This is a genomic window from Acinetobacter sp. F16 (genome assembly GCF_052712855.1).
Window position 1 is genome coordinate 13,795 of sequence record NZ_JBRATK010000019.1, and the last position, 19,530, is coordinate 33,324.

At 42.2% G+C, this 19,530-nt stretch carries 20 protein-coding genes; 4 read left to right on the top strand and 16 right to left on the bottom strand.

The annotated features are described in order from the left end of the window. Positions 1–73: 73 nt before the first annotated feature. Positions 74–1,489, bottom strand: a complete 1,416-nt coding sequence (gene sthA / locus ACU0NF_RS10880) for a Si-specific NAD(P)(+) transhydrogenase (RefSeq protein ID WP_445661132.1) — start codon at positions 1,487–1,489, stop codon at positions 74–76. A gap of 214 nt (positions 1,490–1,703) precedes the next feature. Here sthA and lipA point away from each other — a divergent pair, with 214 nt between their 5' ends. Beyond that, complete coding sequence (gene lipA, locus ACU0NF_RS10885; RefSeq protein WP_445661133.1) at positions 1,704–2,717, top strand: lipoyl synthase; 1,014 nt, start codon at positions 1,704–1,706, stop codon at positions 2,715–2,717. A 152-nt stretch (positions 2,718–2,869) separates the two neighbouring features. Here the strand turns inward: lipA and ACU0NF_RS10890 are convergent, their stop codons facing one another. The 11 genes from ACU0NF_RS10890 to ACU0NF_RS10940 all read right to left on the bottom strand — a co-directional run bounded on the left by ACU0NF_RS10890 (position 2,870) and on the right by ACU0NF_RS10940 (position 12,221). Then, positions 2,870–3,523, bottom strand: coding sequence for a tRNA-(ms[2]io[6]A)-hydroxylase (locus ACU0NF_RS10890; protein WP_131268870.1), 654 nt, complete (start codon positions 3,521–3,523; stop codon positions 2,870–2,872). A gap of 12 nt (positions 3,524–3,535) precedes the next feature. Beyond that, positions 3,536–4,261 (bottom strand): pyridoxine 5'-phosphate synthase, encoded by a 726-nt coding sequence (pdxJ, locus tag ACU0NF_RS10895; RefSeq protein WP_445661134.1) that lies wholly within the window; start codon positions 4,259–4,261, stop codon positions 3,536–3,538. A gap of 26 nt (positions 4,262–4,287) precedes the next feature. Further along, a complete protein-coding gene (gene recO, locus ACU0NF_RS10900; RefSeq protein ID WP_445661135.1) occupies positions 4,288–4,998 on the bottom strand; it encodes a DNA repair protein RecO in 711 nt (236 codons plus the stop codon). Between the two features lie 12 nt (positions 4,999–5,010). Beyond that, positions 5,011–5,199, bottom strand: coding sequence for an NF038104 family lipoprotein (locus ACU0NF_RS10905; RefSeq protein WP_131382885.1), 189 nt, complete (start codon positions 5,197–5,199; stop codon positions 5,011–5,013). Between the two features lie 37 nt (positions 5,200–5,236). Continuing rightward, positions 5,237–6,265, bottom strand: coding sequence for a GTPase Era (gene era, locus ACU0NF_RS10910; protein ID WP_131382886.1), 1,029 nt, complete (start codon positions 6,263–6,265; stop codon positions 5,237–5,239). A gap of 5 nt (positions 6,266–6,270) precedes the next feature. Then, the gene (rnc, locus tag ACU0NF_RS10915; RefSeq protein WP_131315670.1) at positions 6,271–6,963 is read right to left on the bottom strand and encodes a ribonuclease III; all 693 of its coding nucleotides are present in this window, start codon (positions 6,961–6,963) and stop codon (positions 6,271–6,273) included. Next, complete coding sequence (locus tag ACU0NF_RS10920; protein WP_131268866.1) at positions 6,935–7,309, bottom strand: DUF4845 domain-containing protein; 375 nt, start codon at positions 7,307–7,309, stop codon at positions 6,935–6,937. Before ACU0NF_RS10920 ends, rnc begins: the two co-directional genes overlap by 29 nt. Positions 7,310–7,330: 21 nt before the next feature. Then, positions 7,331–8,158 (bottom strand): signal peptidase I, encoded by an 828-nt coding sequence (gene lepB, locus ACU0NF_RS10925; protein ID WP_445661136.1) that lies wholly within the window; start codon positions 8,156–8,158, stop codon positions 7,331–7,333. Between the two features lie 21 nt (positions 8,159–8,179). Continuing rightward, entirely contained in the window at positions 8,180–9,997 is a 1,818-nt protein-coding gene (lepA, locus tag ACU0NF_RS10930) for a translation elongation factor 4 (RefSeq protein WP_131382889.1), read from the bottom strand. A 242-nt stretch (positions 9,998–10,239) separates the two neighbouring features. Further along, entirely contained in the window at positions 10,240–10,701 is a 462-nt protein-coding gene (locus ACU0NF_RS10935; protein WP_284066999.1) for an acyl-CoA thioesterase, read from the bottom strand. A gap of 137 nt (positions 10,702–10,838) precedes the next feature. Continuing rightward, positions 10,839–12,221 (bottom strand): Do family serine endopeptidase, encoded by a 1,383-nt coding sequence (locus ACU0NF_RS10940; RefSeq protein WP_131268862.1) that lies wholly within the window; start codon positions 12,219–12,221, stop codon positions 10,839–10,841. A gap of 229 nt (positions 12,222–12,450) precedes the next feature. Here ACU0NF_RS10940 and nadB point away from each other — a divergent pair, with 229 nt between their 5' ends. Further along, positions 12,451–14,100 (top strand): L-aspartate oxidase, encoded by a 1,650-nt coding sequence (gene nadB / locus ACU0NF_RS10945; RefSeq protein WP_445661137.1) that lies wholly within the window; start codon positions 12,451–12,453, stop codon positions 14,098–14,100. A 67-nt stretch (positions 14,101–14,167) separates the two neighbouring features. On the opposite strand, the gene ACU0NF_RS10950 is transcribed toward nadB, so the two are convergent. The 4 genes from ACU0NF_RS10950 to pabC form a co-directional block, all read right to left on the bottom strand. Further along, the gene (locus ACU0NF_RS10950) at positions 14,168–14,584 is read right to left on the bottom strand and encodes a PaaI family thioesterase (RefSeq protein ID WP_370983504.1); all 417 of its coding nucleotides are present in this window, start codon (positions 14,582–14,584) and stop codon (positions 14,168–14,170) included. Positions 14,585–14,675: 91 nt separating this feature from the next. Further along, positions 14,676–15,275 (bottom strand): dTMP kinase, encoded by a 600-nt coding sequence (tmk, locus tag ACU0NF_RS10955; RefSeq protein ID WP_445661138.1) that lies wholly within the window; start codon positions 15,273–15,275, stop codon positions 14,676–14,678. Positions 15,276–15,278: 3 nt separating this feature from the next. Then, a complete protein-coding gene (gene mltG, locus ACU0NF_RS10960) occupies positions 15,279–16,328 on the bottom strand; it encodes an endolytic transglycosylase MltG (protein WP_445661139.1) in 1,050 nt (349 codons plus the stop codon). Between the two features lies 1 nt (position 16,329). After that, positions 16,330–17,142: an aminodeoxychorismate lyase gene (gene pabC / locus ACU0NF_RS10965; protein WP_445661140.1), complete on the bottom strand. Its 813-nt coding sequence runs from the start codon at positions 17,140–17,142 to the stop codon at positions 16,330–16,332. Positions 17,143–17,309: 167 nt separating this feature from the next. On the opposite strand from pabC, the gene ACU0NF_RS10970 reads away from it, so the two are divergent. After that, on the top strand, positions 17,310–18,314 hold the full coding sequence (locus tag ACU0NF_RS10970; protein ID WP_131268856.1) for a sulfate ABC transporter substrate-binding protein: 1,005 nt from the start codon (positions 17,310–17,312) through the stop codon (positions 18,312–18,314). Positions 18,315–18,491: 177 nt separating this feature from the next. Beyond that, positions 18,492–19,505: a sulfate ABC transporter substrate-binding protein gene (locus ACU0NF_RS10975; RefSeq protein WP_445661141.1), complete on the top strand. Its 1,014-nt coding sequence runs from the start codon at positions 18,492–18,494 to the stop codon at positions 19,503–19,505. Positions 19,506–19,530 lie beyond the last annotated feature (25 nt).

A 19,530-nucleotide genomic window follows, 5' to 3' on the forward strand; every position in this document is an offset into this window, starting at 1 on the left:
TGATTCTACTGACCTGAATCAAAAAACCCGCAAGTTTTCACTTGCGGGTTTTTATCTAAGTCAAAACTTCAGCTTAGAATAAACGGTTCATACCATTTAATGTTGCTACACGATACGCTTCCGCCATGGTCGGATAGTTGAACGTGGTCTCAACAAAATATTTGATCGTGTTGTTGCCACTATTCATCACCGCCTGACCAATGTGAATAATCTCGGAAGCATTGTTACCAAAACAATGTACGCCCAAAATTTCCAGCGTGTCACGGTGGAACAGAATCTTCAATTCACCAACAGTGTCGCCAGTAATTTGCGCACGCGCCAAATGACGGAAAGACGCCTGCCCGACTTCATAAGGAATCTTTTCTTCAGTTAACTGCTGTTCAGTCTTACCAATCGATGAAATTTCCGGAATGGTATAAATACCGGTCGGAATATCTGTTACCGGCTTAACATTCTGTTCACCGCTCATGTTTGAACCGGCACAACGACCTTGGTCATAAGCAGCAGAAGCCAGCGATGGCCAGCCAATCACGTCACCAGCAGCGTAGATGTTGTCCACTTCAGTCTGGTACTGATCATTGACCGTTAACTGACCACGGCTGTTAGGTTGAATGCCCACATTTTCAAGGCCTAAACCATCGGTATTACCCGAACGGCCGTTACACCACAAAATGGCATCCGCTTTAATTTTCTTGCCGCTTTGTAAATGCATCACTACGTGATCATCAAATGTTTCAAGATGATCCAGTTGTTCATTATGACGAATCAATACGCCCTGTTCACGTAAACGGTAAGACAAGGCATCAGAAATTTCGTCATCGAGGTAGCTGAGTAATTTGTGCTGGGTATTGATCAGATCAACTTTATGGTCTAGACCAATGAAGATTGATGCATATTCACAGCCAATCACACCTGCACCGTAAATGATGATTTTTTGGATTGAAAAATCCAGATCCAGAATTTTGTCTGAATCAAATACACGTGGATGATTAAAATCAAGCGCCGCTGGACGGTAGGGACGCGAACCTGTCGCAATCACCAATTGCTGGAAAATAATGGTTTCTTTAATACCATCTTCACTGAAAATCAGTACGGTATCTTTATCCTGGATATAAGCACGACCATGATAAATATCAATCTTATTTCGGTCATAGAAACGAGAGTGTGTTTCAACCTGTTGCTGAATCACTTTATGTGCATTACGCAATACCTGTTTCATGGTGAACTGTTTCCAGTCGCCCACTTTCTGGAACATTGGGTCACGTTGGTAACGTAAAATGCTCGATACTGTTTGACGTAATGCTTTACTTGGAATGGTTCCTACATGCGTACAGTTACCACCTAACTGCTCACGAATATCAACAATTGCAACACGCTTGCCTGATTTAGCAAGTTTCATTGCTGCGCCTTCACCAGCAGGGCCTGAACCGAGAACTACCGCATCATATTTGACGAAAGTTCCACTAACGACCTCTTTTTTACGTGGCATTCAACGCTCCTTTAATCAAAATCTATCTTTAATCAATCTAAGCTATATTATGACGTAATTCCCGTGCATTGGGTGTATTTAGCTGACATATATTGAGTGATAACAACATTTTTTAAATGAATATCGTTTTTGCCCTATTTGAGCCCAAGTTCGCTATAATAACAGGGCTATTATGTCTCGCATCTCCCCCGTCAAAAACAGTGGAAAGTTGAATATGTCTGAAAACCGTAAACCAGAACAGGGTGTCAAACTTCGTGGCGCAGAGAAAGTCGCTCGTATTCCTGTAAAAGTTATTCCTACGGTTGAAACGCCACGCAAACCGGATTGGATTCGCGTCAAAATGGCGGCTCCTGATGAAGTTCAACGCATTAAAACTACGTTACGCGCACAAAAATTACATACAGTGTGTGAAGAGGCGGCGTGTCCTAACCTGCCAGAATGTTTTGGCGGTGGTACAGCAACCTTTATGATCATGGGTGATATCTGTACCCGTCGCTGTCCGTTCTGTGACGTTGCACATGGTCGTCCAAATGCACTTGATCCTGATGAACCACGTCATATGGCAGAAACGATTTCTAACTTGGGTCTGAAATATGCCGTGATCACCTCTGTTGACCGTGATGACCTTCGCGATGGTGGTGCTCAGCACTTTGTAGACTGCATTAAAGAAGCCCGTGAATTAAGCCCAAAAACGCTACTTGAAATTCTAGTTCCAGATTTCCGTGGTCGTATGGACGTGGCTTTACGCATTATGACGGAATGCCCACCAGACGTATTTAACCACAACATTGAAACTGTGCCACGTTTGTATAAAGCGATGCGTCCAGGTTCTGATTATCAGCACTCATTAGACTTGCTTAAAATGTTTAAAGAGTACTGCCCTGACGTTCCAACCAAATGTGGTTTGATGGTCGGTCTGGGTGAAACTGAAGAAGAAGTGCTGGCTCTACTTGATGATCTTCGTGCACATGATGTGGACTACATCACCATCGGTCAGTATTTACAGCCTTCTAAGCAACACGCACCGATTGACCGTTTCGTTACACCAGAAGAATTTGAACGCTATACCGCACATGGTCAAAAGCTTGGTTTTAGAAATATCTGGGCTGCACCGATGGTTCGTTCAAGCTACTTTGCTGACCGTCAATATTATGGCGAACCTGTTCCCGCAGTACGCCGTAAAGTCGATCCTGCCAAGAAAATTGCCGTTCAAACCATTGAAGCTTAATTCAGCCTAAATAAAAATTAGCCTGATTTAATGATGCCAATCTAATCCACTTAGGTTGGCATTTTTATTTTCAAGATTCTAAAATGACCAGATATAAAAAATCCCCTATTCAAATAGAGGATTTTTAAAGAACTATAAATAAAAACTATAGATTAAGCCGCTTTACTCGGCACACCACTATGAAAGCGGAATAAATTATCTGGAGTTAAAATCAGGTTTTTTTCCACTTCACGAAAGTGCGCAATACGCTGCTGAATATCTTCTTTAGGGTTTTTTAACTTTGAGGTTTGAGCAACATCCAGTGCCAATGCCAAATAATCCTCAAAGTGACGCGATTCAGACTTAAGAAGATAGCGATAGTATTTGCCCAAGTCTTCATCTACCAGCGGTGCGAGCGCATAGAAACGCTCACATGAACGCGCTTCTACAAAAGCCCCAATCACCATAATGTCGATTAAAGCTTCAGGCTCATAAGTACGTACTTCTTTACGCAATCCACCAGCATAACGGCCCGCACTAATCGATTGCCATTCCTGCCCACGTTTGGTCATCAGTTCAAGCACTTGTTCATAGTGCAACATTTCTTCACGCACTAACTGTGCCAGTTTGACCTGTAAATCGGTAAAGAAGGTATAGCGAAACATCAGGTTCATGGCCGTACCTGCTGCTTTCTTTTCACAATTGGCATGATCCTGCATGAGCAACTCTAAGTTATTCATTGCCTCATCTAACCATGCTTTCGGCGTTTCACATCCCAAGAAGCCAAGAACTGGCTTCATGAGATCATCATAATTTATTGACGACATAATTCTAAAAACTTATCTTGCTGATTTAATGACAGCTTTCATTTGTTGAACGGCTTGAGCCAAACCGATAAATACAGCATCGGCAATAATGGAATGACCAATATTGAGTTCATGAATTTGTGGAATTTGCGCAATTGGCGTGACATTTTCAAGGTTTAAGCCATGTCCTGCATTCACCAGCAAGCCTTTAGAGGCTGCATATTCTGCACCTTGAACAATACGCTCAAGTTCGTGCTGTTGTGCTTCTGCTGTTTTCGCATCTGCATAAGCACCGGTATGGATTTCAATGGTCGGTGCACCACAGGCAATCGCGGCATCAATTTGTGCGATATCGGCATCAATAAACAAAGACACTTCACAGCCAATTGCAGTCAAGGCTTGGGTGGCTGCTTTAACCTCTTCAAAATGACCTACAACATCGAGACCACCTTCAGTGGTGACTTCCTGACGTTTTTCTGGAACAAAGCAAACATGCTGCGGCTGGATTTCTTTGGCGAATTCAACCATTTCAGGAGTCACTGCCATTTCCAGATTCATATGCGTTTTCAATAACGGACGCATACGACGCACATCATCATCTTGAATATGACGACGGTCTTCACGTAAATGCAGGGTAATTCCTTCTGCACCGGCTTGTTCACAAATCAATGCAGCATTGACTGGATCTGGATAAGTGGTTCCGCGCGCCTGTCGCAATGTCGCCACATGGTCAATATTTACACCAAGCAAAGCAGCCATAACAATTTCCTAACCATGATTAAAAATTAAGATTTAGATTGAGTATTTTGAACCCACAATTGACGGCTTTTCAGCGGTCGTTCTCCCAAAAGAGAGGTGATCATCTGCCGATACAGTTGCGCCAACAATTGTAACTGCTCCGGATTAAAATCCCTACCCTTTTCATAATCACGCATCGACAGAATTTGCTGTCCTGCTAAAGTTGAGCGTGACTGTTGTGCGGTTGGGATAAAACCCTCATTGAGCTGAAATATATAGTGTTGGGTTTCTTGAATATCATTCTGCTGGGCATCAATACTAAAATCGAGTGCATAGCCGAGCTCTTCTAGCAGTGCATGTTCGAACTGACGCAAAATTTGTCTGAGAAAAACATGAGGATTTTCGTGCTGTGCCAATTGCTGCAGTTGTTGCAAGGTCAGATGATATTGCACAAAGGTCTGTGGCATTTCGACTTCAACTGGACATAAACGAAGAATAAGTTCATTCAAATAAAAGCCAGAAAAGAAGGCATCACCAAAGAAAAAAACCGGCTGATTGACAATTTCAAGTTTGGTGAAATTTTTAAGATCGGATTTTCCTGAAGCCTGCAAGCAAATCGGTTGATATTGCGGAGGTGGAGTTTGTCTTAATATTCCATCAACGCGACCATGCTCCTGCGTAAACAAATGCACGATATGACTGCGCTCACGGTATTTACGGTGATGGATTAAATAGCCATGCAACTCTTCATTTCGCATGAATAATTAAATCTAGTCTTTTTTCTTTTTAGAATCTTCTTCATCATCCCCATCAGGAATGACCGCCCCCACGACAGCAGCAGTTCCTTTAACTACGCCCTTCGTGGTTTTATAAGCCACTTTTACAGGGACAGTGACAAGTTTATGAACACAGCCTTGCAGAAATAAAACACATACTACCACTGCCAATACTTTGATCATCACTATTCCCTATAAAAGCGTTACTTATCTAAACCGTTTAGATATCGCTATAACCTAAACTTTTCAATGCACGTTCGTCATCAGACCAGCCACCTTTCACTTTAACCCAAAGTGTCAGCATGATCTTTTGTTCGAACATTTTTTCCATATCCGCGCGCGCATCCATACCGATTTTTTTCAGCTTCGCGCCCTTCTCACCAATCACAATGGCTTTTTGGCCTTGGCGATCAACAAAAATCGTCGCATCGATATAGGTACAGGCAGGTTTTGGACGACCTGTTTTTTCGTTAATCGTTGCTTCTTCAGTCTTAAACGACTCAATCTGCACCGTTAAATCATACGGCAGTTCCTCACCTAACTGACGCATGATCTTTTCACGAATCACTTCAGAGGCAAGGAAGCGCTCTGAACGGTCGGTAATTTGATCCAATGCATACAAAGGCGGCTGAAACGGCAAATACGTTTCAATCGTGTCACGCAAATGATCAAGATTTGAAGCACGCAATGCTGAAACTGGAACAATTTCTGCGAAATTCATCAACTTCGCGCGTTCTTGAATCAATGGCAAGGCACTGTTTTTATTTTCAAAAGTGTCAATTTTATTGATTACTAAAATTACCGGCATTTCAGCATTTTTCAGTTTTTCCAAAACCAGCTCATCATTTTGAGTCCACTTTTGGGCATCAACAACAAATAACACCAGATTGACATCACGCAGTGCCGAACTCGCTGCACGGTTCATCATTTTATTGATGGCACGGACTTCTTTTTTGTGCATCCCCGGCGTATCGACAAAGACTGCCTGAGATTTTTCACGCGTATCAATACCAACAATTTTATGACGAGTGGTTTGCGGCTTACGTGAAGTAATCGAAAGTTTTTGACCTAAAATATGGTTCATTAACGTAGATTTACCCACGTTTGGACGCCCAACAATAGCAACAAATCCACTTTTGAAATCTTTAGGGATAGTTGTGCCTTGTGAACTGAAAAAATCATTAATCAGGTCATTGCCGTTGCTTTGCGGCTCGTGATCAGCATCGATGTGATCAGAATGTGTGGTCATGCAGATTACTGCTCCAATTGTTTTAAGATATCTGCCGCTACTGCTTGCTCAGCAAAGCGACGACTGGATCCTTCACCGTACAATACAGGCAAGCCCTCGATAATGCATTCCACTTTGAAATGCTGATTCGGGGCATCACCTTGAATATCCACTACATCGTAAATAGGGAGAGGCTTTTTACGCGCTTGTAGATATTCCTGTAAGCGTGATTTTGGATCTTTGAGTTGGTCTGTAGGCTCAATATGGTCTAAATATGGCACGTACCATTTCAGCACGATCTCTTGCAAGGTTTTTAAATCATTGCAGTCGATATAAATTGCACCAATAATCGCTTCTACAGTATCAGCAAGAATAGATTCTCGATGATGTCCACCCGATTTCAACTCACCTGTGCTTAAGATTAAACACGGACCAAGTTTCAAATCGTTTGCAATTTTGCCTAATGCTTCTTGACGAACCAATGTGGCACGCATACGCGTTAAACGCCCTTCATTTTCATGAGGGTAGGCTTGATACAAATAATGGGCAATGATCATCCCTAACAATGAATCGCCTAGAAACTCTAGACGCTCGTAGTTAGATTTATGACTCACCGATCGGTGTGTCAGTGCAAGCTGCAATAATTCAGGCTGTTTGAACTGATAACCGATACGGCTGACTAAGTGCATATCACTTAGTTTGGACTGACCTTTGATCAAAACTTTTCTCGAACTTTAACACTAAATCTATATTGAGTAAGAACGGCTTTCTTATCTCATAATCTTTTTTCACTTCCAGACCCTCAACATTTGTAACTTGCGCAATTTCATCGAATTTAAGATCGCGAATATTGTTCATGTCTAAACGCTGACTCATCTGACTTGTAAACTTTGAAGGAGCTGTATTTGCCGGACTGTTTTGCATTAACTCAGTAATCTGACTATCTACCACTCGATCATCCCAGTAGGGTCCCCACACTGCAATGGCAATTTTTGCTAAAAAAGCAAAACCAATAATTGCAATCAAAATCCCAATATATGATGCACCTTGTTGATTTTTACGCATTTGTTATTTTTCCAATCATGCTTAATCAATTTTACCGTTACGATTAAATGACGGCAATTTAAAACCAGGCTCTTTATGCATCCAGATATAGAACGCACGACCCGTTAAGTTTTCTTCTGGTACAAAGCCCCAAAAACGACTGTCAGCACTTTGATCACGATTATCCCCCATCACGAAGTAATGACCTTGTGGAACTTTGACTTCCCAATATAAACCATTTTCAGCCGAGTATTTACCATTTTCAACATAATTAATAAATGGTGCTTGGCGTGCCACATTTACATCTTCAAGCTCGCGCATTTTAAAGCTATGTTTGCCCAATGTTTCTTGATGATAAATCGACGCGGGTGTATCTAAAATATCTTTTTCACGGCTAAATTTAACTGGAACTTTAGCAACCTTATTCCCGTTAATTGAAAGCTGTCCGTGATCATAAACAATATGATCACCAGGTAAACCGACTACACGTTTAATATAGCTAATCGTCGGTTGCGGTGGATAGCGGAATACAATCACATCACCGCGTTCTGGTTCGCCCACGTCAATCACTTTGGTATTTACGATAGGTAAGCGTATTCCATAGTTAAATTTATTGACCAGAATAAAATCGCCAGTTTCTAAAGTTGGAACCATTGAGTCTGATGGAATATTAAAAGGCTCATATAAAAATGAACGCAGGATCAGGACAACGGCCAACACCGGCCAGAAGTCATACGCCCATGTGATAATGAAATTTTCATTATCCTTGCCTAGAGTTTGTCTTTGTTTAAAGACAAACTTATCCAACAACCACACCAAAAAGAAAATTAGTGTCGCTGGTACAAGGATTAAATTAAAATCAAAATCCATGGGCTTATATCCTCAATCTTATTATCTTTCTACTTTCAATACAGCCAGGAACGCTTCTTGCGGGATCTCAACACTACCCACTTGCTTCATGCGTTTCTTACCTTCTTTTTGCTTAGACAACAGTTTCTTCTTACGTGAAACGTCACCGCCATAACATTTAGCCAATACGTTTTTACGCATCGCTTTTACTGTTGAGCGCGCAATAATTTGTGCACCAATCGCAGCCTGAATCGCAACATCAAACATTTGACGAGGAATCAGCTCTTTCATTTTCTCGACCAGTGCAATACCACGGTGACGTGCATCATTACGATGAACAATCATCGCCAAGGCATCCACTTTGTCACCATTAATCAACACATCCACTTTTACAAGTGCAGAACTTTCAAAACGTACAAAGTTATAATCGAGGGATGCAAAACCGCGTGAGCATGATTTCAAACGGTCAAAGAAGTCCATCACTACTTCAGCCATTGGAATTTCAAAGGTCAAAGATACTTGTTTACCCAAGAATTTCATTTCTTTTTGAACACCACGGCGCTCAACACATAAAGTCATGACGTTACCCAAGTATTCTTGAGGAACCAGAATATGACATTCTGCAATTGGCTCGCGTAAATCTTCAACGGTTGAACCATCAGGCATTTTAGATGGACTGTCGATGTAAATGGTTTGGCCATTTTTCATTAACGATTCATAAATGACCGTTGGTGCAGAGCTGATCAGGTCTAAGTCATACTCACGCTCTAAACGCTCTTGTACAATCTCCATGTGCAGCATGCCCAAGAAGCCACAACGGAAACCAAAACCTAAAGCATCAGAACTTTCCGGTTCAAAAAATAATGCAGAGTCATTAATCTGTAATTTATGCAGCGCCTCACGGAACGGTTCAAAATCACTGGCATCAATGGGGAACAGACCTGCATAAACCTGCGGCTTAACCTTTTTAAAACCAGGTAAAACAGCAACGTCTGGGGTCGTAGATAACGTAATGGTATCGCCCACTGGCGCACCAAAAATATCTTTAATCCCTGCAATAACAAAGCCCACTTCACCTGCTTCTAACTCGCCGGTTTCAGTGTGTTTAGGGTTAAAAATACCCACTGAGGTCACGATATGAGTTTGACCGGTCGATTTGACCAGCATTTTATCGCCTTTACGGATACGACCATGTTTGATACGAACCAGCGAGACAACGCCTAAATAGTTATCGAACCAGGAATCGACAATCAAGGCTTGTAAAGCAGCGTCCCGATCACCCACTGGCGGTGGAATCACATTGACTAATGTTTCTAAAACGCCCTCAACACCTAAACCTGTTTTTGCAGAACATGTCGGTGCTTCAGTTGCCTCAATTCCGATGATATCTTCAATTTCTTGAATCACACGCTCAGGTTCAGCTTGCGGTAAATCAATCTTGTTTAAAACAGGAAGAACTTCAAGACCTTGTTCAATCGCGGTATAGCAGTTCGCTACCGATTGCGCTTCTACACCTTGTGCCGCATCCACAACCAGTAAGGCACCTTCACAGGCTGCTAGTGAGCGTGAAACTTCATAGGAAAAGTCAACGTGTCCTGGAGTATCAATAAAGTTAAGTTGATACTCTTGACCATTTGGATGGGTGTAATACAAGGTAACGGACGCAGCTTTAATGGTAATTCCGCGTTCGCGCTCAATGTCCATAGAGTCAAGGACTTGCGCTTGCATTTCACGCGCTTGTAGACCACCACAGGTTTGAATAAACCGATCTGCAAGCGTCGATTTACCATGATCGATATGCGCAATAATCGAAAAATTTCGTATATTATTGATATTAACTAACTTTTTAGCAACTGCCATAAACTACTCTAAATCAAAACACACAATCACATACTTGAATGAACAAAGTATTTATGACGTGCAAAAAAGGATATTCCGAAGATGTTGCACAGTATAAGCAGTAGATAGTTAAAAATACAGTCAGCTTTTAAAAATAGTCCGTTTCTTCTGCAAAACTTTGCAATACATCCGCCTCATCCAAGCATTGATTTATAAATGTAATGACAGCAATTAATCAGCTTTTGTCGGCATGAATGCAGTTATCAATCTTCATCTTTTAAATGAATATGAGTAAAATCCAGTGGATTAATATCTGCTGCGATCGGTTGATAAGCCTGGGTAAATGTCGGGGACATACGTTTTGGTCGACCGGTTGCGATTTCGATACAGGCCCATTTGGTACTTCCTGTAAATAAAATGCTTTGGTCCTGAGGACGATAGAAAACATATTGGCGGAAAGAATAGAGTGCATTGAGATCATTTAACCAGGTGCGCAAGATAATTTTCTCGCCTTCAAACGCCGCTTTTCGATATTGCACATGATGTTCAATTGCCACCATCGCATGCTTCAGTTCAAGATATTCTTTAATTCCCAAACCCAAGGCTTCAATATGTGCAGTCGCCACTTCCTGTATCCACTGCATATACACCACATTATTGACATGTCCCAAACTGTCAATATGCTCGGCTTGAACGGTCATTTCTAAATCAAAAACTGTGCTCATATCTTCTTTAAACCTATACTCATTGCAAAAATTTCGTTCAAGGAAATACAGTCTACGTAATTTTAGGATCGAGTAAAATTGCAAAATATAAAAAAACCACTCATTTTCAGAGTGGTTTTGCTGTTCATTTAGGGGGGCTATTCAATCCGCATGCCCAAAATTGCGCGTTGATCTTGACGAATAACCGAAACCCGTGCAATTGAACCTTTTTTCAACTCAGACACAGATTTAATAAAATCATTACTATTCAGAATGGTTTTATTGTTGATTTGAGTAATGATATCGCCTGCAGCCATACGCGATTGCGCGGCAATCCCCCCTCGCTTCACTTCCTCGACCAAAATACCGCCTTTAATATTCAGCTGGGTTTGTTCTGCGGCAGTGAGATTACGAATACTAACACCGATAACCGGACCTTTTTGCTCAGCAGTTTGTTCCACTTTTGCTGGGGTGTCATCAGGAGCAGTCGTCACGGTCGCCGAGATATTACGGATTTTATCATCGCGTAAAACTTGCAATTGAATGTTTTGATTCGGTGTAGTGCGGTTTAAATAATTAAGCAAGTCTGAAGTTCTTGAAATGGCTGAGCCATTATATTTCAAGATCACATCGCCCGATTTAAAGCCGGCTTTGGCTGCGGGTGAATTTGGTGCCACCTGTGTCACCAGTGCGCCTTCAGGTTTGGACAGGTGATAAGATTCTGCAAGGGTACGATCAATATCTTGTAGCATTATTCCTAAGTATGAACGCGTCACCTTGCCATTCTTTTTCAACTGCTCAGCAACATCCATGGCCACATCAATCGGAATAGAGAATGACAAGCCCATATATCCGCCAGTTCCACTGAAGATTCGCGAGTTCACTCCAACCACTTCACCGTTCTGGTTAAACAGTGGACCACCCGAATTCCCTGGATTCAAGGCCACATCGGTTTGAATAAACGGAACTGAAGTTTCACCCATCATGTTACGCATTTTTGCGCTGACAATGCCGGCTGATGCAGAATAATCAAAGCCGAAGGGTGAACCAATCGCCAGTACCGGCTCTCCCACTCTGAGTCGATCAACATTGCCGGTACGTAATTCAGGAAAATTCGAGCCATTAACTTTTAAAAGTGCAACATCGGTACGCTCATCACTGCCAACCACAGTCGCATCAATTTCACGGCGATCGTTCAGCATGATCGTGACTTTAGAAGCATCTTCCACCACATGGTGATTGGTCAGCAAATACCCGTCTTTACTGATAAAGAATGCGCTGCCATAACCGGTTTTTTCTTGTGGTGCCTGTTGCTGAGGAATAATCACCCGATTACCAAAGAAACGTTTTAGTATTTCAGGAACTTGCTGCTGCAGTAATTCTTGCTCTGTCATTTTTTTAACGACATTGACACTAACAACCGCAGGACTCACCTGTTCTACCAGATTGGAAAAATCCACCGGAGTAGCTGCCTGGGTTTGTACTGCCGCCATGGTAAATACCGCAGCATAAATTCCTTTTTGTACATAGCGATTTTTCATATAAAGCATTCGCTCCATTTCGTTATAAATATGTATAGACAGTTTCTAGCACAAACCTTGTCTATCTTGGGTAATAATATTGTTTGATTATATTTGTATAAACAACAGCTTAAAGTTTTCTTAAAAGTTTGCTGGTTTATTACTTTTTCTCATCATAGATTAGCATATTAGCCCTTGTTTTTTGATCAAAAAAGCGTTGTCATTAGCGAACTTTTTTTCGAATTAGCTGATGGACATGTCTAATTTAAACACAACGCATCATTTTGATGTGATCATTGTGGGAAGTGGCGGTGCAGGTTTAAGTCTGGCTTTATCGCTACCCGATCATTTCAATATTGCAGTTTTGGCAAAATCGACTTTAACCGATGCCAGTACTTTTTATGCGCAAGGCGGTGTCGCAGCTGTTCTGGATGAAACCGATTCAATTGAACAGCACATTGATGACACCATGATTGCAGGCGCACAGCTATGTGAGATTGAGGCGGTAAAACAGACGGTGGAAGGTGGCAAACCTTCAGTTGATTTCCTTTTAAAGCATGGTGTGCAATTCACCTTAGATGAACAAGAACAACTCCATTTAACCCGTGAAGGCGGGCATTCACAGCGCCGTATTATTCATGCGGCTGACGCGACCGGTCGCGCGATTTCAACAACTTTGGTTGAACGTGCCCAAGAAAAACAGAACATCACTATTTTTGAAAATTACATTGCGATTGATCTGATTACTTCGCACAAATTAGGGCGGAAGGATCAAGGCAATCGCGTTTTAGGTTTATATGCGCTGGATGAAAAAACTGAAAAAGTACATACCTTTTTAGCACCCTCTACCGCTCTGGCATGTGGCGGAGCAATGAAAGCCTACCTGTATACCTCTAACCCGGACATTGCCACTGGTGATGGCATTGCCATGGCCTATCGTGCCGGTTGCCGCGTAGCCAATATGGAATTTAACCAGTTCCATCCGACCTGTCTTTACCATCCTCAGGCCCGTTCATTTTTAATTACTGAAGCCATGCGTGGTGAAGGTGCTTATTTACGTTTGCCCGATGGTGAGCGTTTCATGCTGCGTTTTGACGAACGTGCTGAACTCGCACCCCGTGATATTGTGGCGCGTGCCATCGACTATGAAATCAAGCGTTTAGGGATTCGTCATGTCTGGCTCGACATCACCCATAAACCGGCCGAGTTTGTGAAAGAACACTTCCCGACCCTGTATGCGCGTTTGTTAGAACTGGGCATCGACATCACCACGGAAATGATTCCGGTGGTTCCTGCTGCACACTATACCTGTGGCGGTGTAGTGGTCGATGAGAATAGCCAGGCCGACATTGAAGGACTCTATGCCATTGGTGAAACCTCTTATACCGGTTTGCATGGTGCCAACCGAATGGCCAGTAACTCACTTTTAGAATGTTTCGTCTACGGAATGAGTGCTGCAAAACATATCGAAAGCCAGTTCAACACAGATTATATCTCTCCAGATGTACCGGCCTGGGATGATTCTCAGGTGATGAATCCGGATGAAGATGTGGTGATTTTGCAAAACTGGGATGAGCTGCGCCAGACCATGTGGAACTATGTCGGCATTGTACGAACCACAAAACGTCTGGAACGTGCGCTCCACCGGATTGAAATGCTGAAACAGGAAATTAACGAGTATTATCACGATTATCAGGTTAGTAAGAACCTGATTGAACTGCGTAATTTAGTGCTGGTGTCCGAGATGATTGTGCGCTGTGCCATGGAGCGTAAAGAATCACGCGGTCTGCACTTCACCTTGGACTATCCTGAATTGGCGGATGAATTACGTAAAACTGTACTGATTCCACCCAGCTTTAAAGTGGAAACACCTTTAGTGAATACAGAAAGCCAGATTTAAGCCTAGGCAAAACCCATAAAAAGCCGAACAGAAATGTTCGGCTTTTTAACTCGGCAACACCCTGGAATCATCGCTGAGGTGGAATAGAATAAGTCCCCACCACATGGGCGATCGGTTCATCCGAATCAAGGGAATATAACCAGACATCACCGACAATCAGTGCCTTGCCCACTTTCATCAATCGGCAAACTGCACGAATATCCTGTTCTGCAGATGGCTTTCTTAAAAAATTAGTGGATAGATTGGTGGTCACTGCCAAAGCAACAATACCAATCTCGCCCAGAATTGCAATGTAGAGTGCATAATCGGCAGCAGTCATCATGGTCGGTCCTGATACCGTTCCGCCGGGTCTTAAATCAGCTGCATCTATATGATAAATAATGGATGCGCCTTTTTTAGTCACCGTTTCTATGTCACATTTTTCCAGACTTTGTGGAAATTCAGCCTGTAAAAAAGCAATGATTTCTGCCTTGGTACTTTTCATTTACCCTCAACCTTCTTCCCTGAAGATTTCAAATATAGAAGAACAATCAAGCTTAAGCACTGACTTTTTTGACCTTTTTTAATTCAGGAAATTAGTTCAGATAAGCTATGGCTTGCTGAAACACCTGTTTAGGACTTTGAGTGGCATCCAGACGTTTAATCCGTTCGCCCTGTTGTTCCCAAAGCTCATGATAGCCTGAACGCACTTTCTCAAAGAAAGTGGCTTTCTCCTGTTCAAAACGATCCAGTGCTCCACGTTCACGTGCGCGTGACATGCCCAGTTCCGTTGGTGCATCGAGCCAAAAAGTGATATTCGGCATATGCGAAACAAAATTAGAATTCAATAACTGCAATTTCTCTTTACTTAAGCCACGCCCTGCACACTGATAGGCAAAACTTGCATCGGTAAATCGGTCACAAAGTACAGTCTTACCCGCAGTCAATGCAGGCACAATCACTTGCTGCAAATGTTGCGCACGTGCTGCATACATTAAAAGCAGTTCAGTATCATGGGCCATACTTTCTTCATGATTCACCGATAAAAGCAGCGAACGGATTTGTTCCGCCATGGGTGTACCGCCCGGCTCGCGCGTAAGCACCACTTGCTGGCCTTGCAGTTCTAAATAGTCATAAATTTTACGAATGAGTGTGGTTTTCCCGACACCTTCAGTGCCTTCAAAACTAATAAACATCCCTCACTCCTTCTTCGATTTTAAAACTGACAAGTAATCCTGCACTGCACGATTATGCTCATCTAAACTTGCGCTAAATTTATGTCCGCCATTACCGGTTGCGACAAAATAAATATTGTTTGATGCATCCGGATGCATTGCAGCTTCAATGGCTTTTTGGCTGGGTAATGCAATAGGCGTTGGCGGTAAGCCATTGTTGGTATAAGTGTTATAAGCAGTCGGTGTACGCAAATCATTGCGGGTAATATTACCTTGATAATTTACGCCCATACCATAAATCACGGTTGGGTCAGTTTGCAGGCGCATGCCCATTTTTAAACGGCGCACAAACACACCCGAAACCTGTTCAAGTTCACGATCGAGACTGGTTTCTTTTTCAACAATCGAAGCCATAATCAGGGCTTCATATTTATCTTTATAAGGCAGGTCAGAGGCGCGATTTGCCCATGCGGCATCTAAAGATTTCATTTGTCGGTTATACAAATCCGTCAAAATCTTTTTATCTGTTTCGCCTTTGGCAAAGAAATAGGTATCCGGTGCAAACAGACCTTCAGGATGATTAAACGGAATATTCAACGCTTGCAGCATTTGATCATGCGGAAGATTCAACACTTCCTTGGTGACTAAATCATCTTTCTTTAAAATTTCAATTAACTGCTTAAAAGTGGTGCCTTCAATCACCAGAATACGGTTCATTTGTGCATTTTCAGAATTTGCGACCATATCCATCACTTGACGAATCGTCATGCCCTGACGCACTTCATAGACACCGGCTTTCATGGTGTCATGAATGATAATTTTTTGATAAAGCTTCAATATAATCGGGAAACTGACTTTCTCTTCTTTGGCTAAACGGCTAATAAAAGCTGAATAGGTATCCCCTGTTCCAATCGCCAGCATCTGCTTTTTGCCTTCGACAGGATAAGCCTTAAACAAACTTGACCATAAGATGACTGAAGCCATCACCACGAAACCCATGAATAGAACGATGAAACCTTTCAATGGAAATACTGTTGTGGCTTTCTTTTTTGAGTTTTTCTTGGTGGTGAACATATTAACGAATCTGATTCAATTGAAGGTTATTAAACAGTTCAATACACGCTTGAACATTCAAAGCTTGCTGATTAAGTTCAGTCACAACTTTCATTGGACTTAAGGCATTACAGAAAAACAGACTTTCAAATTTTGAAATTTCTTCCATATCAATAAAGCGCTGTTCACAGTGAATGCCATGTTGTTGCATACGCAGCAAAATTTCTGCACGCATCACGCCATGGACGCCATTATAACGAAGTTCTGGCGTAATCCATGTATTGTTTAAACGAATGAAACAATTACTGCTTACTCCTTCAACAACAGTGCCTTGCACATCGGTCACCAGCGCTTCAGCCCATCCACGCCCATCGGCCTCATTTTTTAATAATACCTGTTCCAAACGATTCAGGCTTTTTAAACCAACCAGACTGGGCATGGTTAGTCCCAGTGCCTGTTGCAGCACACCCGATTTTATTTTTTCAACTTGAAAATCATCAACCACTTTTGGATAAAAAAATACCCATACATCAGACGGATGATCGGGCAAGCTATATCCACGTTGCCCTTCACCACGGCTAATGATGATTTTAAGCGTACCATTCACTTCTAGAAATTGCTGTTGCAGTAAAGCTAAGCTTTTTTGAATCAAACTCAAATCAGCTTTTAACAGCAGCCGTTCACAACTCAAATGCAGTCGTGCCATATGCAAATGTTCTAGCTCAATTTTGCCATGCCGCACACGCGCCGTGCTAAAACAGCCATCGCCATAATGGAAAGCACGATCCAATAATGAAATTTCATTTATTTCCTGTGCATTTTTAAAACATGGCATATGCAAATGTCCTGTAAATGATGAGCTAGTTTAAAAATAGCCACGCTGAATTGATAGCAGTTTTATTCATATCAAATTCGTTTCTTCTTATTTTTTCACCCTAACAGATAACGCTATTCTCCGCCTTGTACAAAACATAAATAATTTAAATGTAAAGGATAGTAAAAATGCGCTCATTAAAAATCGGGGTTTTAGCAGCACTTATTTCGGCAACATCTTTTGGCGCTCTGGCAAAAGACTTCTTAAATGTTTCATACGATCCGACACGTGAATTGTATGAAAACTATAATAAAGAGTTTGGTGCATATTGGAAGAAGTCTACGGGTCAAGATATTACCTTCAAACAGTCACACGGCGGTTCGGGTAAACAGGCACGTTCAGTCATCGATGGCCTTGATGCAGATGTCGTGACTTTAGCACTTGCTGCAGATATTGATGCCATTGCAGAAAACTCAAATTTGCTGCCAAAAGACTGGCAGAAAAAGTTCCCTAATAACTCTACACCGTATACATCTACCATCGTATTTTTAGTCCATAAAGGCAACCCGAAAGGTATTAAAGACTGGGGTGATTTGGTTAAAACTGATGTCGGCATCATTACACCAAACCCTAAAACCTCTGGTGGTGCACGCTGGAACTATTTGGCAGCTTGGGCTTGGGCGAAACATCAGGCAGGCGGCAACGATGCCAAAGCACAAGAATTTGTACGTAAAATCTATAAAAACACCAAAGTACTGGACTCTGGAGCACGCGGTGCAACCACCACCTTTGCTGAACGCGGCATTGGTGACGTACTGCTTGCATGGGAGAACGAAGCACACTTAGCAATTCGTGAACAGCCGGGCAAGTTTGAAATTATCACCCCATCATTATCTATTTTGGCAGAACCGCCAGTGGCCATTGTTGAAAAGAATGCACAGAAAGATGGCAATCTCACCGTTGCTAAAGCTTACTTAAACTACCTCTATTCACCTGCAGGTCAAACCGTTGCTGCCAACAATTTCTATCGTCCGCGCAATGCAGCTGTACTGGCAAAATACAAATCGGTATTCAAACCTTTGAAGCTGGTGACGATTGACAAGGAGTTTGGTGGCTGGACTAAAGTTCAAAAAGCTCACTTCGATAATGGCGGCATTTTTGACCAGATCGTGAAGGCGAATAGCACGAAATAATCTTGGAAAATCAAGAGCAGCACTGGCTTTATTGATAAGGTCAGTGCTTTGAATGCAGAATAGGCTTATCTTATCTTTTTTATTCATATAAAATTCATTATTTATTATTTTTTATGCATAAAGAATGGCGCTATTCTGCATTCATGTTACAAAACAGTTAAAAATATTGAGGTTGGCATGAGCATTTCAGCAAAATTAAAGTTAGGGGTTTTGGCCGCAGTGATCTCTGCAACATCTTTGGGCGCTCTGGCAAAAGATTTTCTAAATGTCTCTTATGATCCAACCCGTGAACTTTATGAAGATGTTAATAAACAGTTTGGCAAATACTGGGAAAGCCGCACCGGTCAAAAGATCAATTTCAAGCAATCTCACGGCGGTTCGGGTAAACAAGCACGTGGAGTGATTGATGGTTTAGATGCTGATGTCGTGACGCTTGCTCTTGCTGCTGACATTGACGTGATTGAAGAAAAAACCAAACTTCTACCGAAAGACTGGCAAAAGAAACTTCCGCAAAATTCAACTCCCTATACCTCTACCATCGTATTCTTGGTGCGTAAAGGCAACCCGAAAGGTCTAAAAGACTGGGGCGACTTGGTTAAACCGGGTGTCGGCATCATTACTCCAAACCCTAAAACATCTGGTGGTGCACGCTGGAACTATTTAGCAGCTTGGGCTTGGGCGAAACATCAGGCAGGTGGTAATGACAAAACTGCACAAGAATTCGTTCGTAAAATTTATAAAAATACCAAAGTCCTCGATTCAGGCGCACGTGGTGCAACCACCACATTTGCTGAACGCGGCATTGGTGACGTACTGCTAGCATGGGAAAATGAAGCACATTTAGCGCTTCGCGAACAACCCGGAAAATTTGAAATCGTAACCCCTAGCCTGTCCATTCTGGCTGAGCCACCTGTTGCGATCGTAGAAAAAACTGCTGAGAAAAAAGGCAACAAATACCTGGCGCAAGGTTACTTGAACTTCTTGTACTCGCCATTGGGTCAAGAAATTTCAGCACGTAACTTCTACCGTCCACGTAATGCAAAAGTGTTAGCCAAATACAGCAATGTCTTCAAGCCACTTAAACTTGTCACCATTGACCAGGAATTTGGCGGTTGGGATAAAGTTCAAAAGGCCCACTTTGAAAATGGTGGCATCTTTGACCAAATTGTAAAAGCCAATAGCGCGAAATAATATCGTTCGATAGATAGGAGCATCG